This is a genomic window from Peptoniphilus indolicus, assembly GCF_900454665.1.
Lineage (GTDB): Bacteria > Bacillota > Clostridia > Tissierellales > Peptoniphilaceae > Peptoniphilus > Peptoniphilus indolicus.
Genome location: NZ_UGTH01000001.1, coordinates 1,416,925 through 1,435,809 on the forward strand (window position 1 = coordinate 1,416,925; position 18,885 = coordinate 1,435,809).

The window sequence follows — 18,885 nt, forward strand, 5'->3', positions numbered from 1 at the left end:
AAAATAATACCAAGCTAAAATATTTATGTCAATACGTTTTAACGTGATAACATAGAAAATAAATTTTTAATTTGATATTATTTTTGATTTAAAACTCGAAAGATGATTCATCTTTATTAAACAATTCTTTTAGAGAGTCTTTCATCTTAGAATAGTTTTTTTCAACAAGAGCATTATATATTTCAATGTGTAATTTGTAATGAACATCTCTGTATGTTTTTTTATTATATGAAGTTGCCAAGATTAGAACTGAAAACAAGTTATCAAAAATTCTAAGCAAGAATTTATTATCAGCTGCCAAGACTATATTTCTATTAAAATCTACAAAAGTCTTTACAAAGTTAAAGTTTATATCGGCTTGTTCATCTTGAAGTTTCTTCTGTTTTTTTAGAGATTGTTTTTCAAATTCAATTAATTTTTCTGTGTGATTTTCTTCGATTACTATATCCAGCGCTGCAAGAATATTTACTAAAACTGCATTATTAAGTTGGACTATATCTTTTACAGTGAGATTGACAACAGAGTATTTGCCATCAGAAAATTCCACAAGTCCTTCAGATTCTAAATAACTTAAAGCCTCTCTTATAGGAGTGTTGCTAATACCGAGTTCATCACTTAATTTAGAAATTTTTAAACTTTCACCAAGTCTATATTGTCTTTTCAGTATTCTATCTTTTATTAAATTATAAGTTTGTTCTTTTAGATTGATCTTTTTAATTTCCAAATCGTACCTCCTCAATTAATTATAAACCAAGTGTTAAATTAAGAGTAGTTTTAAAAATCAAAGTCTTGTAATAATTGTCAAGAAATGGTTAAGTTTAAATTAAATAAATCAATTAAAGTTTTACTTAAATTGCAACTTTAGTATAATAGAATTTAAGGAGGGAATATGAACGACAGATACGATGACGGAGAAAACAAAAATAGAAATAATTTCTTTTTAAATTCTGATGAACTAAGTAAAATTGCAAAGACACTAAAGAATAGCTTTGGAAATTCCGTAAGAGAAATTATGGATATGATAAACAATGCGGAGGTCCCTCAAAGAGCGATAGTTCCGGCAAAGAATAAAAAAATAGTCGAGCAAAACCCAAGAGAGATAAAAAATTCAGCTAGTATGGTTAAACTATTAAATATAGCTACAATTTTTTCTATTGCTACGGGAGTTATAGTAATATTTCAGGGATTTATTGACTTTTTAGATATAACAACAATATTTGCAGGACTTATGTTCTTAGTTGCAGGATTTTTTACAAGAAGAGAAATGAGAAAGCAAAAACTTATTTCCAAAGTAATGCAAAGATACAATAAATATCTAAGAGGTTTTGGAAGCGGGGCAATTTGCAATATAAGAGAACTTGCACTACTTGCAAATGTAGATGAAGAAACAGTTTTGAACGACATATCATACTACATTCAAAAAGATTATTTTAAAGAGGCAAGGATTGTTGACGGGGCAGTTATGCTCGACAATAAGACCTATGAAGAATACAGAAGAATACCTATAAGAAGTGTAAAGCAAGAAGAAAAAATAGAAGAGCCTAAGGCAATAGAGAGAAACTATCTTGGAGAGATGTTGAATTACCATGAATCTCTTGAAGAGCCTATGAAGTCTGAAGTTAAAGAACTATTGCTCTTAGTTGAAAAGATATATTCAAATGCAAAGGCCAAGCCTCAAGATTTGGAGCAATTTGAAAGGTTCAGGGAGTACTATCTACCATCAGTATTAAAATTGTTAGGAGAGTATGAACTAATTCAAAAATCAGGATTGGATTCGCCAAAGATTTTAGAATTAAAAGAAGACATTAAAAGCTCCATAAAGATAATAAATGAAGCATTTAGAAATCTGCTTGAAGATATGTACGAAGGGGCTGTAATAGATATAAAGACAGACATTTCAGTTTTAAAGAGCATGTTGCACCAAGAGGGATTACTAGATAGATTATAGGAGGATATATGGATTTTGAATTGACGCTCGAACCGAATGAGCCGAAGAAAGAACAAGAAACACAAGTTATAGTTGAAAATACAGAAGAAGTAGATATAAAGCTGACAGAAGAAGAGCGAAAAAAAGTAGAAGAATTTGCCAAAAAGATAGACATCACAAATTCAAACCAAGTCCTAAGCTATGGAAGCGGAGCGCAAAATAAAATAGCAAGTTTTTCAGAAAAGACTTTAGAATCAGTATATACAAAGGATTTAGAAGAAGTTGGAACACTTTTATCAAATGTAGTAAATCAGTTAAAGAGTTTTGAAATAGACGAAGAAGATAAGGGGTTCTTTAAAATTTTCAAAAAAGGAGCCAACAAAGTCACAGCATTTAAGACCAAGTTCACAGATGTAGAACACAATGTAAACGATGTAAAAAAAGCACTTGAAGGACATCAAATAACTTTGATGAGAGACATTGCAAACCTAGATGAGATGTATAAATTAAATGCAGATTACTACAAAGAACTTTCCATGTATATAATTGCAGGAAAGAAAAAATTAGAAGAAGCTAAAAATGTAGAATTAAAAGCATTAGAGAGCAAGGCAAACACATCAAATTCTCCGGTAGATGCCCAACTAGTAAGAGACCATATCAACATGATAAACAGGTTTGAAAAGAAACTTCACGACCTTGAACTCACAAAGATGGTAAGCCTTCAAATGGCACCGCAAATTAGAATGATACAATCTTCAAACACAGTCATGCTTGAGAAATTGCAATCCACAATAGTGAATACAATACCACTTTGGAAGAATCAGATGGTTCTTGCGCTTTCAGCAGGACACTCACTAGATGCGGCGAGAGCTCAAAAAGAAGTTACAGACTACACCAATCAGTTGCTTAGAAAAAATGCCGAAAATATTAAAATGGCGACAGTTGAGACACAAAGAGCAACAGAGAGAGGAATTGTGGACATAGATACAATTAAGTACACAAACGAAAAGCTAATAGAAGCCTTAAATGATGTCAAAGCAATACAAGCAGAAGGAAGACAGCGAAGAGCAGAGGCAGAAAAAGCTCTTGCAGAAATTGAGGGAAATCTTAAAAAGACACTTATGGAAGGCAGTAAGATAAATTAATTAAAAATACAAATTTAGAAAATATCTATTGGGATTGCTCCGATAGATATTTTTAGTTTTGAGGAAGATTAAAGACATACCAACTATAAAAATTTAGATATGTTTACATATACCTGATTGAGTTATATAATACTGTTGTAATCAACTAAATCGACAATTAAAATACATATTTTTTAAGGAGGAAAATTATGAAAGACAAAAAGATAAAGGTTTTGCTTGGAATTTTATTGTCTTCTACACTAGGACTTGTATTAGTCGGATTTACATTAATGGGCGATAAATATAGAACCAATACTATTGATATTGAGAGAAACTTAAAAGCTATAGGGGTAAATGAAATCAGTAGAAATGAAGGAGAAATTTATTTTTCAGAAAATCAATTATTAAATGTCTTTAATTCTTTAGAAGAGGTAGAAGAGAAATTAGACTATAAATTTTTACATTCTTATATAACAGAAGGTGCTAAAGTTGCATATTCAAATAGAGACATGACACGAATTGATGTTTTTCATCCTTCAAAAGAACTTACAGATGATAACATTCTAGAGCAGATAGGTAGAAGACCAGTGACATATTATACTATGCAATTTTTAAGAGAAGGAAGTGCAAATTTTGAGCACACTTATGGTGGATACTATACTGATGAGGGAATTGTCAGCGTAAAAGGAGTTTCAGCACATATTTTAGGACCGACAGAAGAAGTTAGAGGCGGATATACATTAGATTTTCAATATAATGATGTTATTTATATAGTAGACCGAATACCATCTAAAGAAGAAGCAATTAAAATTTTTGAATCGTTTTTGTCAGAAATTTAAGTATTTAAATAGATTACCGTAAATTATGAAATCAATTAATATAATTTAACACGTAGTATTCACTTTGTTTTCTTTTACCAAATATTTAGGAGGGAAAATGAAAGACAAGAAACTTTTAAAATTTATATCGCTGGTTATTGCAATATTATTTTTAGCTAGTTGTTCAAAACAACAAAAAGCCATGGAAATAAAGCAAGAAAACCTTAATACAATAAGTGATAAAATTGGAAATTTAAGTGATTTTGAAGTAGTGAATTTTCAAAATGGTTCTTTTCTTGGAAGTAAGTCAAAAAATGATGAAGAAATATATTTTTTAAAGCTTACAGACAATAATTTAAAGATAGTAGTGAAGAAAGTTAGACCTCAGTATATAGATTATTATGGCAAATACAAAGACAAGAATATTATTGTTTATACAGAAGGAAGTGTATTAAATATATATACTGTTGATGATTTAGGAAATGAAAATACACAGGTAATTGACTCAATAAATTCTGTGGCAACTTATGATATGGATGAGTACATAGCTGTAAATTATAATTACTTAGAAAATAATGAGATGACTGATGTAATCGGTTTAATAAGCAAAGACGATTTAAGTTATACAAAAATAAAAGAAGAAAAGAGCATCTCTGGTGATGGAAGTATTTACAAATTATCGGGCAATGTATTTTCCGGCGTATCAGCTGTAAATGAGAGAGTATATTTTCAAGTTTTGAATTTGAAAAATGAAAGCTTAGTTGATAATAATGCGGATGTTGTAGGTTCTTTTGTATATGACACAAAAAGTAAAAAGGAAGAAAAAATTGATTTGTCAAAAAGGGTAAATTCATTTTTTATATTCAACGACATGTTAATTTATAACGAGTATTTAAAAGGAAAGCCGTCAGAACAAGGTTCATATATAAAAGTAGGAGATAAAATCGAGCCTATCCCTTTGGGTGACAGTGCAAATTATTTTTATGAAATTAATGAAAAAAATAATAGATTACTTATAATATCTCAAAGAGCTATTTACTGTATTAGAGAAAACGGAAATATAGAATATATTGAAAAGAAGTTTACAGAAAAAGACAATGGAATAGTCTCGGAAAGTGGTTTTAGTTTAGATAAAACGGGTGAATATGATTTAATTAGACCTGACCATGAAAATGGTTGTATTGAGTATTCGAATTTCAAATAAATTTAGAAAGAAACTTGTAGATAACAGGTTTCTTTTGTTAGGTAATAATAAATATGTGATAAAACAATAAAAAAATAGGAAGCCATCTGGTAATATAAGTTTAATCACAAAACAAAATATCAGAAAGAAGGCTTCCTATGCAAACCAGCATAACAGAAGAAATGAGATTTCGTCAAATGTTTGAAATCCTAGAATAAAAATATTAAATAATAAGCTCTCTATTTTCTTAAAAATTCTTTTTTATATAATCAAATACGATTAAAAGTAAAGAGATAATATAAGATAAGATTAAATAAAGAACTAATTTATTTGAGAGGTAAATATTGATTAAAATAATTGGAATTATTAAAAGTAATATATAAGGCTTATATTTTTCCTCTTTAGTATATTTACTGTTTATAAATATACTAAATAAAGAGTATAGAACAACAACTCCAATTATAGCCTTTAATCTATTTTGCCATATTAAAAGATATATTAAAGATATTATAAATAAATTTACAACAAAAGTAACTCTTCTCATATTAATTAATAGCATCTCCATACCAATATGAAGTTTCAGTATGTATATAGTCTCTATAAGCACTATCTCTATAAAAATCTATTATATCGCGACCTTGATATCTATTAGTAGAATAATCATGTCTATAACTTCTTTTTCGAACATACCATAAATCACCCAAACCTTCGTTAACAACTGCGACGGCCATTCCGGCAGCTAAAGAATATGTTATACCACCACCAAGGACACCAACGATGATAGTAACCGCAGAAGACAGAGTAATACCTCTAGGAAAAGATGTATGTCCTCTTGTAATAGTTGGAGAATTCCATTCACTCCAAGAATAAGGTTTTATTAATAAGTCTTCAAAAGTATCATCATTAGGAATGATATTATGTGAAGAACTATCAAATTGCATTTCTTCAATGATATTTCCGTCCGTATCTTTTAAAATATATTTTGACGTACTTCCATTAAGATATGTTTCAGCAACATAAGTATCTCCATTTTTCTCTTTTAAAATTACTTTTTCATAATTATCATTTTGTTCAACTATGTAAAAATCTGCACGGTCGGAACTAAACGAAAATGCGCTAACATCAACATTATTTAATAAAATAATAACAACTAATAACACTGAAATGATTTTTTATACGTTTTCCCCATTTTCACAATAAACAAATAATAAAACAATACATATTATTTTTATAATGAAATAGCATATAAAAATAATATATTGCCACAAGCAAATGATATCATAAACTTAAAAAGAAGACAAACACTATAAAGATTCTCAAATATCCCCTATTGACATAATATACAAAATTAGATGTATTATTGTAGAAAGTTTTAAAATATTTAAATTAAAAATATTATTGAAAAAGCATGGTTATCAATTTATTGTAAACTATTTACTTCTGTTATATGATATAAAGTCAGGGGGTGTATGATGTTAACAGATACTATAGCTGCTATTTCAACTGCTACGGGGCAAGCCGGAATAGGTATTGTCAGAATGAGCGGGGATGAATCGATTAGAATAGCAGATAAATTTTTTAGACCAATTTCTAAAAAGACAATTGAAGACAGCAAGAACAGAACTATGATGTACGGACATATCTACGACAGTGAAAAGCTTGTAGATGAAGTTTTAGTATGTAAGATGCAGGGCCCTCATAGCTACACTCGTGAAGATATTGTTGAAATATATTGTCACGGTGGGATAGTTTCTGTGAGAAAAATTTTAAATTTATTGTTATCTGCCGGAGCAAGGCTTGCCGATAGAGGGGAGTTCACTAAGAGAGCTTTCTTAAACGGAAGACTGGACTTATCTCAAGCAGAGGCTGTAATAGATGTTATAAATTCTAAGAGTGAAATTTCATACGATATGAGCATTAAGCAACTTGAGGGGAACTTGAGCGGTGCGATAAGGTCGATGAAGGAAAAGATAATGAGAATGACGGCTCTTATAGTTGCAAATATTGATTTTCCGGAAGATGAAATTGATATGGCAAATTATAGAAGACTTGAAGAAGAGGCAATCGATGTGATAGGGGATATTGATGGGTTGCTTGCAAATTCAAACAGAGGACGTCTTATAAGAGACGGCATAAATACCGTAATCTTAGGTAAGCCAAATGTTGGAAAGTCATCTTTGCTAAATGCCATGTTAAAGGACGAAAGGGCGATAGTTACTGACATTCCTGGAACCACAAGGGATATAATCACAGACTATGTAAATTTAGAGGGAGTGCTTTTAAAGATAACTGATACTGCGGGCATTCGTGAAACTGATGATGCAGTTGAAAAGATAGGTGTTGATCGTGCAAAGCAGAGCATTGAAGAAAGTGATTTGATAATTACAATTTTTGATTTATCAAGAGAGCTGGAAAGTGACGATTATGAAATACTAAAGTTAGTTGATAATAAAAAGCACATAATTTTATTGAATAAAATAGACTTGGATAGAAAAGTTTCTGATAAAGAGCTTAGAGAGTTTTTAGGAGACAGGGAAGCGATAGAGATATCCGTTGAAAGAGACGGAGCTAAGGTGCTTGAAGACAAGGTTGTTGAGATGTTCTTTGATGGAGAGATAAAGGAAACATCTGATATATATGTAAACAACGTAAGGCATATAGAGTCTCTAAAGGCGGCCAAGAAGTCTATGGAAGATGCTCTAACGGGTGTAAAAAACGAAGTGTTTATGGATTTAATAGAGGTGGATTTGGAAGATGCAATTTCAAGTCTATCCAATATTACAGGAGAAACTACTACAGAAGACGTGCTTGATGTGGTGTTTAGTGAATTCTGTATTGGAAAGTAGGTATTATGGAAAAAGTTAAAAGATATGAAGCCGGAAGCTATGATGTTGTAGTCATAGGTGGAGGGCATGCCGGCTGTGAGGCGGCTCTTGCTTCAGCTAGAATCGGCAAGGATACGTTGATGTTGGTATTAAATTTAGATTCCATTGCAGCTATGAGTTGTAATCCGAATGTCGGAGGAACCGGCAAGGGACATTTAGTAAGAGAAGTTGACGCCTTGGGCGGTCAAATGGCAAAAGTAATAGACGCAACTTATATTCAGTCGAGGATGTTAAACACATCAAAGGGACCGGCAGTACACTCTCTAAGGGCACAAGCGGACAAGAGAGCGTACCATGATGAGATGAAGAGAGTCATCGAAAATCAAGACAACTTGAGAGTTAAAGAAAATGAAGCTGTGGAACTTTTAATTGAAGACAAAAAAGTTACCGGGGTTGTAACTCACACCGGAGCAATATACAGAGCAAAGGCAATTGTTGTTGCAACGGGAACTTATCTTCACGGCAGAATTCATATTGGAGAGTTAAACTACGCCTCAGGTCCGCAAGGCTTTAAACCGGCAAATGAACTTACTTCTTCACTAGAGGCAAACGGTCTTGAAATAATAAGATTGAAAACCGGAACACCGGCAAGGGTTAACAGAAGAAGTATAGATTTTTCCAATATGCAAGTTCAAAAGGGAGATTCTAAGGTTGTTCCTTTTTCTTTTGAAAATTTTGGAAAAGATTTTAGCAAAAAGCAAGAAGATTGCTATTTGACTTATACTACAGAGAGATGTCATGAGATAATCAGAGAGAATATCGGGCGTTCAGCACTATCTCTTGGGAATATAGAGGGTGTTGGGCCTAGATATTGTCCTTCTATTGAAGATAAGGTTACAAGATTTTCAGATAAGCCTTCGCACCAGGTGTTCATAGAGCCGGAAGGGCTTACGACTGATGAAATGTATATTCAAGGGGTTTCATCGTCTCTACCTGAAGATGTTCAAAATGAATTCTACAAGGAGATTATAGGTCTTGAAAACTGTGAGATTATGAGACCGGCTTATGCGATAGAGTATGATGCAATAAATGCAATGGCATTAAAGAGATCTCTTGAACACATGGAGATAGAGGGGCTTTTCTTTGCGGGACAGATAAACGGCTCGTCAGGATATGAAGAGGCGGCGGCACAAGGTATAGTTGCCGGAATCAATGCAGCTTTAAAGGTTGCCGGAAAAGACGCAATGGTATTGGATAGGTCGGAAGCATATATTGGAGTATTAATTGACGATATTGTAACTAAGGGAACGAGAGAGCCTTATAGAATGATGACTGCAAGAGCGGAATACAGATTGACCCTTAGACAAGATAATGCGGATTTAAGACTCACTCCAAGGGGATATGAAGTAGGACTTATAAAAGAAGATAGATACCAAAGATTTTTATCACGTAAAGAGGCAATAGAAAAAGAGCTTGAAAGAATTGAGAGCATAAAGATAAATCCAAACGAAGAAAACAATAGAAAAGTTCAAGAGCTTAGTTCTACACCACTTGTAAATACGGTTACTTTGAAAGAACTGTTGAGAAGACCTGAGTTGAATTATGAAAAATTAAAAGTGTTTGATTTAGAGAGACCTGAGTTGACAGATGATGTAACTGAACAAGTTGAAATAGAAACTAAGTATGAAGGATATATCACTAAGCAACAACAACAGATAAATCAGTTCAAAAAGTTGGAAAGTAAAAAGTTGGAGCAAGACTTTGACTATACAAAGGTAAATGGATTAAGACTTGAGGCGGTTGAAAAACTTAGCAGAATCAAGCCTGAGTCCATAGGTCAAGCTTCAAGAATAACAGGTGTTTCACCGGCAGATATAAATGTGTTGTTGATTCATTTGGAACTTAGGAGAAGAGATGCTGAAAGACAGACTAATTGATTTCAATTTGGACACATCAAAAGTAGAACAGCTTGAAAAATACAAAGAAATGCTACTTGAAAAAAATAAAGTAATGAATTTGACTGCGATCACAGATTCTGATGAAGTTGATGTTAAACACTTTCTGGACTCGCTATCAATAGCAAAGACGGAGTATTTAAAAGCAGGGAAGACTTTATTAGACGTGGGAACCGGAGCGGGGTTTCCCGGACTTCCACTCAAAATTTATAATCCGGAAATTGAAGTGACACTACTTGACTCTCTAAACAAGAGAATTGTTTTTTTAAGAGAAGTAATAGGAGAACTTGGATTAGAGGGCATAGAGGCAATCCATGGAAGGGCGGAAGAAGCCGCAAGGGGAGAGATGAGAGAATCATTTGACATAGTTACATCAAGAGCTGTGGCAAATATGAGGACACTACTCGAATATGATTTGCCTTTTGTAAAAGTTGGAGGACATTTGATTTGCATGAAAGGCCCTGAACACAAAGAAGAATTGAAAGAGTCGAAGAATGCACTTTCAATTTTAGGCGGAAAACTGAAGGAGATTATCGAAGTTAAATTGCCGAAAGATATAACTCACTACCTAGTAGTTATAGAAAAGGTGAACTCAACAAAAGATAAGTATCCAAGAGCCGGAGGCAAACCAAAATCACAGCCACTATAAGCACTGAGATATCAGTGCTTTTTGTATGCAGAAAACTTTAAAACGTGAGAGCTGTAAAAAGGAAAATAAAAATGCTCCACGTGGAGCATTTTGCCACCAAAGCATTGAAAACACTGGATTTCATTTTTAAAAAAGCAAAAAAATGACTCGAAAAATAAAAGGAGCATGAGGAGAATAAAAACAAAATAGAAATTAAAAATAGTTTTGATAAGAAGTGATAAAAAAATAAATGAGAGAAATTAAAAAATATAAGTTGAATTTAAAAATGCTCCACGTGGAGCATTTTACCTCTAAAGCATTGAAAACACTAGGTTTAAATTTTAAAAACATCAAAAATGAAACTTAAAAATAAATTCTAAATAATATTTATTGTAGTGATTCGCTTGAAAAGTTTTTAAAGCAATATATAATTAATTATAGGAAATAAAATTTGTTGTAAAGATGACAAAAATTTTCTAATAAATAAATTGTAATAGATAGAAATTATGGAGGGGAAATGGCTAAGGTCATAAGTGTTTTTAATCAAAAAGGTGGAGTTGGAAAAACTACCACAGTTATAAATCTCTCAGCTGCAATAGCGAGAAAAAAGAAAAAGGTATTAGTTATAGATATCGACCCACAAGCTAATGCAACTTCAGGTTTAGGACTTGGAGAAAGTGAAGGAAAAAACATATATGATCTTCTTGATTCAGGAGAAGTTGAAATACTACATTCTTCAACAAAAGGCTTGGATTTAATAGCATCAAGCCCTGATTTAGCGGGGATTGAGCTTGAAATATCTAAAAGAGATAATTGGCAATATATTTTAAAGGTAACTCTTGAAAAGATAAAAGGAGATTATGATTATATATTTATAGATTCTCCTCCGTCATTGGGAGTTCTTTCAATGCTTTCTCTTGTAGCTTCTGATTCTATATTCATTCCGGTTCAAAGTGAATACTATGCCCTTGAAGGAGTTGGGCAACTAATGAATACAATCTCTATGGTAAAGGAAAATTTTAATCCTGATTTGACCATAGAAGGTGTAGTTATGTGTATGTATGACAGTAGAACCAAGCTTTCTACGCAAGTTAAAGATGAAGTCAAAAAATATTTCAAGGAAAAAGTATACAACACTACAATTCCGAGAAATATAAGATTGGCAGAAGCACCAAGTTTTGGAGCGCACATTTTTGACTATGATAATATTTCAAAAGGCGCTTGGTCTTATAGAAAGTTAGCTAAAGAGTTTTTGAACAATCAGGAGTAGTATAGATGAAAAAAGGTGGATTAGGTAGAGGATTAAATAATTTTCTAAAAGATACTGATGAAGTAGCGAAGATTTTAAACGAAGAAAGTAAAACTGGGGTTACTAAAATTCCAATTAGTAAAATAAAGCCCAATGAAAAACAGGCGAGAAAGTTATTTAATGAAGAAAAATTAAAAGAGCTTGCTGAATCTATAGAGGAATTTGGTATAATTCAACCGTTGATATTAAAAGAAAATGGCGAAGAATACCAAATAATTGCTGGGGAGCGTAGATATAGAGCAGCTAAACTTGCAGGACTTGAAGAAGTTCCGGCAATCATTAAAAATATAACGGAAGAAGAAGCTGATAAAATTTCTTTGATTGAAAATGTGCAAAGAGTTGACTTAAATCCAATTGAAGAAGCTTTGGGATATAAATCGGTAATGAAAGAGTACAATATAACTCAAGAAGAGCTTTCAGATGCGATAGGAAAGAGTAGACAGTACATAGGAAACACTGTCAGACTATTAAAGCTTGAACCAAGAGTAATTGAGTTTTTGCAAAAGGGATTGTTGTCGCCGTCTCACGGAAAACTTTTGTTGACTATAAAAGACCCTAAACAACAGTACAGAGAAGCAAAGAGAATAGTTAAACTTGGGAATACGGTAAAAGAGACAACTCTATTGTTCTCAAGACCCCCTGAAAAGACAAAAAATATCTTTTTAGATGATGCACGAAGAAGCTTAGAAGATGCACTTGGAACAAAAGTTGAATTTAAAGGTAAGGGAAAAAACAAGAAGATTGTAATAGAGTACTATTCAGAAGAAGACCTTGAAAGAATTTGTGAGAAGATACTCGGAAGTGAGGAAGAATGAGATATTTAAATATGTATCTTGTAAATGCATTTACAGACAGAACTTTTGATGGCAACCCGACGGGAGTTGTTGTTGGCTCAAATAGTTTAAATGATGAAGAAATGCAAAAGATAGCAAGAGATTTGAGAATGTCTGAAACTGTCTTTATAGATAGACTTGATGTGGGAGTGTACAAAACCAGATTCTTTACACCAAACGAAGAAATATCATTGTGTGGACACGCCACTATTGCCACTTTTTACGCACTTTGCAAACACAACTACATATTGCCGATAGAAGACGGAATAAAAAAAGTTGTGCAACACACTAAGTCAGGTAAAGTGTATGTGGATTTAGAATATAAAGATGAAGAAATTCAAAATGTGTATATCTTATTAGATGGAGTTATCAACAAGAGGATAAGTTCTGATGAAGAAATAATAAATGCACTGGGGATAACCAAAGACAAGCTTGGAATTGGGGATAAGTTTTATGCTCCGGCAAAGGTAAAGACCGGGTTACAGGATATAGTTGTGCCGGTAAAAGATATTGAAACTCTATATTCAATAGAACCGAGTTTTGAAGAAGTTTTAAAAATATCTGAAAAAGATGAGGCAATTAGCGTTGAAGTGTTTACAGTGGTGAATGGCAGTCAAATCGTGCAGAGAACATTTTCATCGAGCATAGGAATAGACGAAGAAGCCGGTTCAGCTACCTCTACAGGAGCAACACTCTTGTATCTAAATAAAAACACAGATTTAAACTTTACGAATATAAAGTCAACTCAAGGAGCCTGCTTGGGAAGAGAGTCAAAACTTTCAGCCGAGATGATAGGAGAAGACAGAGTTAGAGTTGGCGGAAAAGCATTTGTATTTATGGAAGGTGTCCTTCACATATAGAAAGGGAAGTAATGTCGAGAAGAGAGAGGAAAAAAAATAACAATAAAAAGATGAATCAAGTGTTGATATCTACATTCTTTTTAATATTGCTCTTAATATCATACAATGTGTTGGCGGAGAGAAATAAGGTCATACACTTAGAACTTGGAAATACATCTTATGTAGAACTTTTAAAATATGAAAATTCAAGCATGAAGACCATAACCGACAGAGTTGTAATCAGAGATATACTGCTAATGATAAATGATTTAGGAGCTAAAGAAGTTGAGATGACAACAAGTCCGGTGAGTGAGAAGTTTATCAATATATATGACAAAAGTTATAAAAAGACAATGGTTATAAAGTCGGGAAAATATATAAAAATTGAAAATAAATGGTATCTTTTAGATGATAGGAGCGTAAACAGCTTTGAAAAGATATTCAATAAATATAACTAAAGCAGACAGAAATGTCTGTTTTTTTGTTAAAGTATGTTTAAAAATAAAAAAGATGGGTAAAGGTATCGCAGATCGCGTTAACATATAATTCATGAATTGATTGTCATTTTCGCGAAATGATGGAAGATTGGTGTTATTAGTTATGAAATGTAAATTTATGAATTAGGATAAAAATGAAAAAGAAATTTAGCTTTTTGTTAGCAATGACTTTTTTAATCCAGTCTATGAGTTTTGTATATGCGAATGATGTTCTTGATTAAGAATTGGAATGGAGATAGATAATGGAAAATTTATTGATTCAAACACCATTGAATAGCTTTATTTTGCTATATAGTTTCATTATTTTGAGTGCAGCTGTTAAGTCGTATAGGGAAAATCAAAATAAATACGTTTTTGTAAATCTGTTTTTAGCGGTGGGTATTAAATATATATTCATGATTTTAGCATTGATGAGAATGTCGCTACCTATAGATTTTAAACCTATTACATTCACTTATATTTTGGGACAAACAAGTTTTTTAAAAGCTATTATGGCAGTGGATTTAATATGTTTTATAGGCGGAGTATTCGCTTATAAGAAGAAGAATTACAAAATATTACTTACTTTAGTTTTTGTTGCAGTATTATTCCAATATTTGGGATTAGTGTTATAGACAAAAAGGGCAGACATTATAGAAATGTCTGCTTTTTCGTGTATAAATATAATGTTTATTTTGCAAAGAAACTTTTTATAAAATCTATGATTTGAGCGAATATTCCCTTAGATTTTTCGAGAGCCTGCTGTCCTTTTTCAGAACTCAAATAATCGCTTGCTTTATTAGCCAAATCCTTGGCAACTTTTGAGTACTTATTCGCTTCTTTAGCCACTTTATCCCAATCTACATTTGAATTTTTCATCTTAGTAAATAAATTTACAAGAGAATCAACTTGGCTGTCGCTGATGTTGATATTGTACTCTTGAGAGACGCTGTTTATAATTGTACGCACTTGCTCCTCATTTTCAGGCATATTTTTGCTCATTTGAATTTTTATAGCATTGATTAAATCGTCAGTTTTTTTCTCACCAACTTCTTGTTGTAGATTTTGAGTAACTACCATCTCTTGATTGGCAACTTTTTTTAAATTCTCATCAAGCTTGACACCGCTTGATTGTTCGTAGGCTTTTAAAATGCCTGTCAGAGCTGCCGTTCCGGTTACAGAAACCGGTGCGGTAATCTTGACTTCTGCATCAGTTACACCGGCTGTTGTCAAGGCATTTCTGTAAGTTGATTCAGTTATGAAATTTATATTGTCAGAAACTTCGATCTTTAGACCACTGCCGGGTTTTGTGTAAGTTATCATGGAACTTGAAATAGATTTATTACCTATTTTAGATTTTGGAATACTATCTCCAAGATATTTATACTCTTCAGCATTGGTAACCTCGATAATTTCAGCTGCTTGTGGTGCATCCAACTCATCTAAAATAGCTTTTCGTTGGTTTCGGTCCAAATTGGCACCAATACTTACAATACTGTCTCCAACTGCCACATCTGCAAACACCAAATTAGGCACTAAACTAAGTCCGATAAGCGCAACGGCTCCGGTGTAATTTATTTTAGATTTAAAATTTTGTATCTTCATATTTTCACATCCTTTAACAAATAAAATTTTATCAAAGGAATTTGAATTTTTGGTGAAATAAAGAAAAAATTAGAAAATTCTTAACTAAATTAATCAACATGTGCAAAAACTTTAAAAAAGTTGTCAAATGTGGACAAAATTAAGCATAAAGACAGTTTTCGCATGTGGATAATACAAAAATATTAATAAAGCTAACAAAATCTGAGCGGATTTTAGAAAAATAATCCACAAATTAACCGAACTTATTAAAAATTGTGGACTATTTAAAAATAAAGCTCAAAAATATAAGAATTGTCTATTAAAATATTAAAATATGAATTATAAATAAGCATCTTAAAATGTATAAATTTTATATTCTAAAAACGGAATATAAATTCAATTCAGTGTGATATAATCAAGCTAATAGAAGGAGGTTTTTATGAATAAGAAAGATTTGACAAAGTTCAAAACTCCACACACCTATGCAATCATATTTTGTGTTGTACTCTTCTCTTGGCTGATAACTTTTTTAGTGCCTGCGGGAAAATTTACCACTCATGAAGTGGAGTATTTGGATTCGAGTGGGGAAACTAAGACAAAGACAGTTTTGATGGCGGAAACTTTCAGATATAGCTATAATTTGAATAATAATTTTTTATCAGAAGAATTGCCGAAATTGTCAAATGATACGGCTAAGCTGGAAGAGTTTGAGGTTGATAAGGAGGCTTTTACAGCTCTTGTTGCAGACCTTAAAGATGTTGACCAAGCAAAGCTTGATGAAGTTGGACTCAGTGATGATGAGTTGTACTCAATGTATGGTGAGTCAATGTATGACATAAGCACAAAACTTCACAAGACAGCTAAGCTCTGGGGAACTGATGACTTTGGGGGATTTGGTTTTTTAAATTATCTATTTGAAGGTCTTGTGAGCGGGGATAAATACGGTTCAGCAGTCGGGATAGTTGCACTGATCTTAGTTGTAGGTGGAGCATTTGGGATAATTATGAATACGGGTGCAATTGACGCCGGAATATATGCGTTTATATCTAAGGCAAAGGGAATGGAGAGATTGGCTATACCGCTATTTTTCTTTTTATTTTCACTTGGCGGAGCGACATTTGGCATGGCAGAAGAGGTAATTCCGTTTTCTATGATAATGGTACCTTTTGTAATTGCTCTTGGATATGACTCAATTGTTGCAGTAACAGTGACTTATGTGGCATCTCAAGTTGGAAATGCGGTTTCATGGATGAGTCCGTTCAGCGTGGCGGTGGCTCAAGGGATAGCCGGCATACCTGTGCTTTCAGGTGCAAAATTCAGACTTATAATGTGGTTTGTAGTTACAACTCTTTCTGCGGCGTACTTGATGAGATATGCTGAAAAAATCAGAAAAAATCCTGAGCTGTCAGTTATGCACGATGCAGATGCTCATTTTAGAAATGTAGTGACCAATGCAACAGAGGAAGAAAAAGAATTTAAACTTGGACACAAATTGATATTACTTGAAATGCTATTGGGGTTTATTTGGATAGTTTGGGGAGTTACTTCAAAGGCGTACTATATACCTGAAATTGCATCTCAATTTTTTGTAATGGGATTTGTCTCCGGTATTACAGCTATAGTATTTAAGCTAAACAATATGACTATAAACTCTATGGCTTCAAGTTTCCAAAACGGTGCATCTGACCTTGCCGGAACTGCAATAGTAGTTGGTATGGCAAAGGGAATACTTTTGGTGCTTGGCGGTTCAGAGGCTAATGTGCCTTCAGCGCTTAACACAATACTTTACAGTGCAGGAAATGTTTTAAATGGAGTACCAAAGACAATTGCCGCAATAGGTATGTATGTGTTCCAAAGTTTATTTAATTTAGTAGTTACTTCAAACTCAGGTCAAGCAGCACTTACTATGCCTATAATGGCGCCGCTTTCTGATATAGTTGGAGTTTCAAGACAGATAGCAGTTCTATGTTACCAACTTGGAGCGGGATTTGTAGACGCCTTTACACCGGTTTCAGCAAGTCTTATAGGTGTGCTTGGAGTAGCGGGGATAGATTGGAGCAAGTGGGCTAAATTCCAAATTAAAATGCAAGCTTTCTTCATGTTAATGGGATTTGTAATAGTTTCAATTGCAGTGGCGATGAATTTCCAATAGGGTGAAAAATGTTAAAGATAATAAAGAATATAGACGTGTATTCTCCTGAAAAATTGGGCATTAAAGATGTCTTGATAGTAGGAAATAAAATAGGTGCTATTGGAGAAAATATAGAGATAGACACCAAGGTTATTGAGATAGAAAAAATAGATGGAACAGGGAAGATTTTGGTGCCGGGCTTTATAGATTGTCATGTGCACATCCTTGGTGGAGGAGGCGAAGGTGGTTTCGCAACTAGAACACCGGAGGCAAACTTATCTGTTTTAACTACTTCGGGAGTTACCACAGTTGTTGGGACTCTTGGAACAGACGGAGTTGCAAGAGATATGCAAGCTCTACTTGCAAAGGCTCATGGGCTTGAAGAAGAGGGAATCTCAACTTATGTATACAACGGCTCATATAGATTGCCGATTAAAACTTTAACCGGAAGTGTTATGGGAGATATAATGGCAATTGATAAAATAATAGGGATTGGAGAAATTGCCATTTCAGACCACAGGTCTTCACAACCGACCATTGAGGAGTTTTCAAAAGTTGTAGCCGATACGAGAGTTGGCGGAATGCTTTCAGGAAAAGCCGGAATAATAAATGTACATCTTGGAGACGGCAAGAGAGGACTTGAGTTGATAAATAGAGTTGTAGATGAAACAGAAATTCCAATTACTCAATTTTTACCAACGCATATAAATCGAAATCCTCATTTGTTTGAAGAGGGGATTGAATACGCAAAACGTGGGGGATATATAGACTTCACCGCAAGTGAAAATCCTAAACTTTGGGAAGATATGTACGGAGAAATTAAGTTTTCAAAAGGCTTAAAGCGACTATTGGACGAAGGAGTTAGCGAAGAAAATTATACACTTACATCAGATGGTCAGGGAAGTTTGCCTATGTTTGATGAAAAAGGAAAGTATCTTGGCATAGGTGTCGGAAGTTCAAAAAGCCTTTTGAGTTCTATAAAAGATGCAGTCATAGCAGAAAAATTGCCTTTGGAAAAAGTTATAAGAGCAGTCAGCTCAAACCCAGCTGAAATTTTGAAATTAAAAAATAAGGGCAGAATTAAAGAAGAGTTTGACGCAGACTTATGCATACTAAATGAAAATTTAGATATAGACACAGTTATAGCAAAAGGTAAGATAATGGTTAAAGACGGCGAAGCTGTTCGATTTGGAACATTTGAATAAGAAGTAAAAATGGGAGGGCGTTGCTCTCCTTTTTTATTTGTTTGAAAA

General features: G+C 33.1%; 17 protein-coding genes. 14 read left to right on the plus strand and 3 right to left on the minus strand.

Features of this window, described 5'->3' with window-relative positions; all coding sequences use genetic code 11:
• Positions 1–88 precede the first annotated feature (88 nt).
• Positions 89–724 carry a GntR family transcriptional regulator gene (locus tag DYE58_RS06825; RefSeq protein ID WP_004819601.1) on the minus strand — a complete coding sequence of 212 codons (636 nt, stop codon included), beginning with the start codon at positions 722–724 and terminating at the stop codon, positions 89–91.
• A gap of 165 nt (positions 725–889) precedes the next feature.
• On the opposite strand from DYE58_RS06825, the gene DYE58_RS06830 reads away from it, so the two are divergent.
• The 4 genes from DYE58_RS06830 to DYE58_RS06845 all read left to right on the plus strand — a co-directional run bounded on the left by DYE58_RS06830 (position 890) and on the right by DYE58_RS06845 (position 5,073).
• The gene (locus DYE58_RS06830) at positions 890–1,948 is read left to right on the plus strand and encodes a 5-bromo-4-chloroindolyl phosphate hydrolysis family protein (protein WP_004819600.1); all 1,059 of its coding nucleotides are present in this window, start codon (positions 890–892) and stop codon (positions 1,946–1,948) included.
• 8 nt (positions 1,949–1,956) lie between these two features.
• Positions 1,957–3,072: a toxic anion resistance protein gene (locus tag DYE58_RS06835; RefSeq protein ID WP_004819599.1), complete on the plus strand. Its 1,116-nt coding sequence runs from the start codon at positions 1,957–1,959 to the stop codon at positions 3,070–3,072.
• 188 nt (positions 3,073–3,260) lie between these two features.
• Complete coding sequence (locus DYE58_RS06840; protein WP_115312127.1) at positions 3,261–3,890, plus strand: hypothetical protein; 630 nt, start codon at positions 3,261–3,263, stop codon at positions 3,888–3,890.
• A 97-nt stretch (positions 3,891–3,987) separates the two neighbouring features.
• Positions 3,988–5,073: a hypothetical protein gene (locus DYE58_RS06845; RefSeq protein WP_115312128.1), complete on the plus strand. Its 1,086-nt coding sequence runs from the start codon at positions 3,988–3,990 to the stop codon at positions 5,071–5,073.
• Positions 5,074–5,597: 524 nt separating this feature from the next.
• Here DYE58_RS06845 and DYE58_RS06855 read toward each other — a convergent pair.
• Complete coding sequence (locus DYE58_RS06855; protein ID WP_004819592.1) at positions 5,598–6,212, minus strand: hypothetical protein; 615 nt, start codon at positions 6,210–6,212, stop codon at positions 5,598–5,600.
• A 309-nt stretch (positions 6,213–6,521) separates the two neighbouring features.
• Between DYE58_RS06855 and mnmE the strand changes: the two genes are divergently transcribed.
• From mnmE to DYE58_RS06895, 8 genes are all read left to right on the plus strand, one after another.
• Complete coding sequence (mnmE, locus tag DYE58_RS06860; protein ID WP_004819591.1) at positions 6,522–7,898, plus strand: tRNA uridine-5-carboxymethylaminomethyl(34) synthesis GTPase MnmE; 1,377 nt, start codon at positions 6,522–6,524, stop codon at positions 7,896–7,898.
• Between the two features lie 5 nt (positions 7,899–7,903).
• Positions 7,904–9,814 carry a tRNA uridine-5-carboxymethylaminomethyl(34) synthesis enzyme MnmG gene (gene mnmG, locus DYE58_RS06865; RefSeq protein WP_004819589.1) on the plus strand — a complete coding sequence of 637 codons (1,911 nt, stop codon included), beginning with the start codon at positions 7,904–7,906 and terminating at the stop codon, positions 9,812–9,814.
• Positions 9,792–10,481, plus strand: coding sequence for a 16S rRNA (guanine(527)-N(7))-methyltransferase RsmG (gene rsmG / locus DYE58_RS06870; protein ID WP_004819587.1), 690 nt, complete (start codon positions 9,792–9,794; stop codon positions 10,479–10,481). The genes mnmG and rsmG overlap by 23 nt, the downstream gene beginning before the upstream one ends.
• 496 nt (positions 10,482–10,977) lie before the next feature.
• Entirely contained in the window at positions 10,978–11,730 is a 753-nt protein-coding gene (locus DYE58_RS06875) for a ParA family protein (protein ID WP_004819585.1), read from the plus strand.
• Between the two features lie 5 nt (positions 11,731–11,735).
• Positions 11,736–12,584 (plus strand): ParB/RepB/Spo0J family partition protein, encoded by an 849-nt coding sequence (locus tag DYE58_RS06880; protein ID WP_004819584.1) that lies wholly within the window; start codon positions 11,736–11,738, stop codon positions 12,582–12,584.
• Complete coding sequence (locus DYE58_RS06885; RefSeq protein ID WP_004819582.1) at positions 12,581–13,462, plus strand: PhzF family phenazine biosynthesis protein; 882 nt, start codon at positions 12,581–12,583, stop codon at positions 13,460–13,462. The genes DYE58_RS06880 and DYE58_RS06885 overlap by 4 nt, the downstream gene beginning before the upstream one ends.
• Positions 13,463–13,512: 50 nt before the next feature.
• Positions 13,513–13,899, plus strand: a complete 387-nt coding sequence (locus DYE58_RS06890; RefSeq protein WP_147285877.1) for a hypothetical protein — start codon at positions 13,513–13,515, stop codon at positions 13,897–13,899.
• A 281-nt stretch (positions 13,900–14,180) separates the two neighbouring features.
• Positions 14,181–14,552 (plus strand): hypothetical protein, encoded by a 372-nt coding sequence (locus tag DYE58_RS06895; protein ID WP_004819578.1) that lies wholly within the window; start codon positions 14,181–14,183, stop codon positions 14,550–14,552.
• 55 nt (positions 14,553–14,607) lie between these two features.
• Here the strand turns inward: DYE58_RS06895 and DYE58_RS06900 are convergent, their stop codons facing one another.
• The gene (locus tag DYE58_RS06900; RefSeq protein ID WP_004819577.1) at positions 14,608–15,522 is read right to left on the minus strand and encodes a DUF1002 domain-containing protein; all 915 of its coding nucleotides are present in this window, start codon (positions 15,520–15,522) and stop codon (positions 14,608–14,610) included.
• A gap of 418 nt (positions 15,523–15,940) precedes the next feature.
• Here DYE58_RS06900 and yfcC point away from each other — a divergent pair, with 418 nt between their 5' ends.
• Positions 15,941–17,653, plus strand: coding sequence for a putative basic amino acid antiporter YfcC (gene yfcC, locus DYE58_RS06905; RefSeq protein WP_004819576.1), 1,713 nt, complete (start codon positions 15,941–15,943; stop codon positions 17,651–17,653).
• 8 nt (positions 17,654–17,661) lie between these two features.
• Positions 17,662–18,837 carry a beta-aspartyl-peptidase gene (iadA, locus tag DYE58_RS06910; protein ID WP_004819575.1) on the plus strand — a complete coding sequence of 392 codons (1,176 nt, stop codon included), beginning with the start codon at positions 17,662–17,664 and terminating at the stop codon, positions 18,835–18,837.
• The last annotated feature ends 48 nt before the right edge of the window (positions 18,838–18,885 follow it).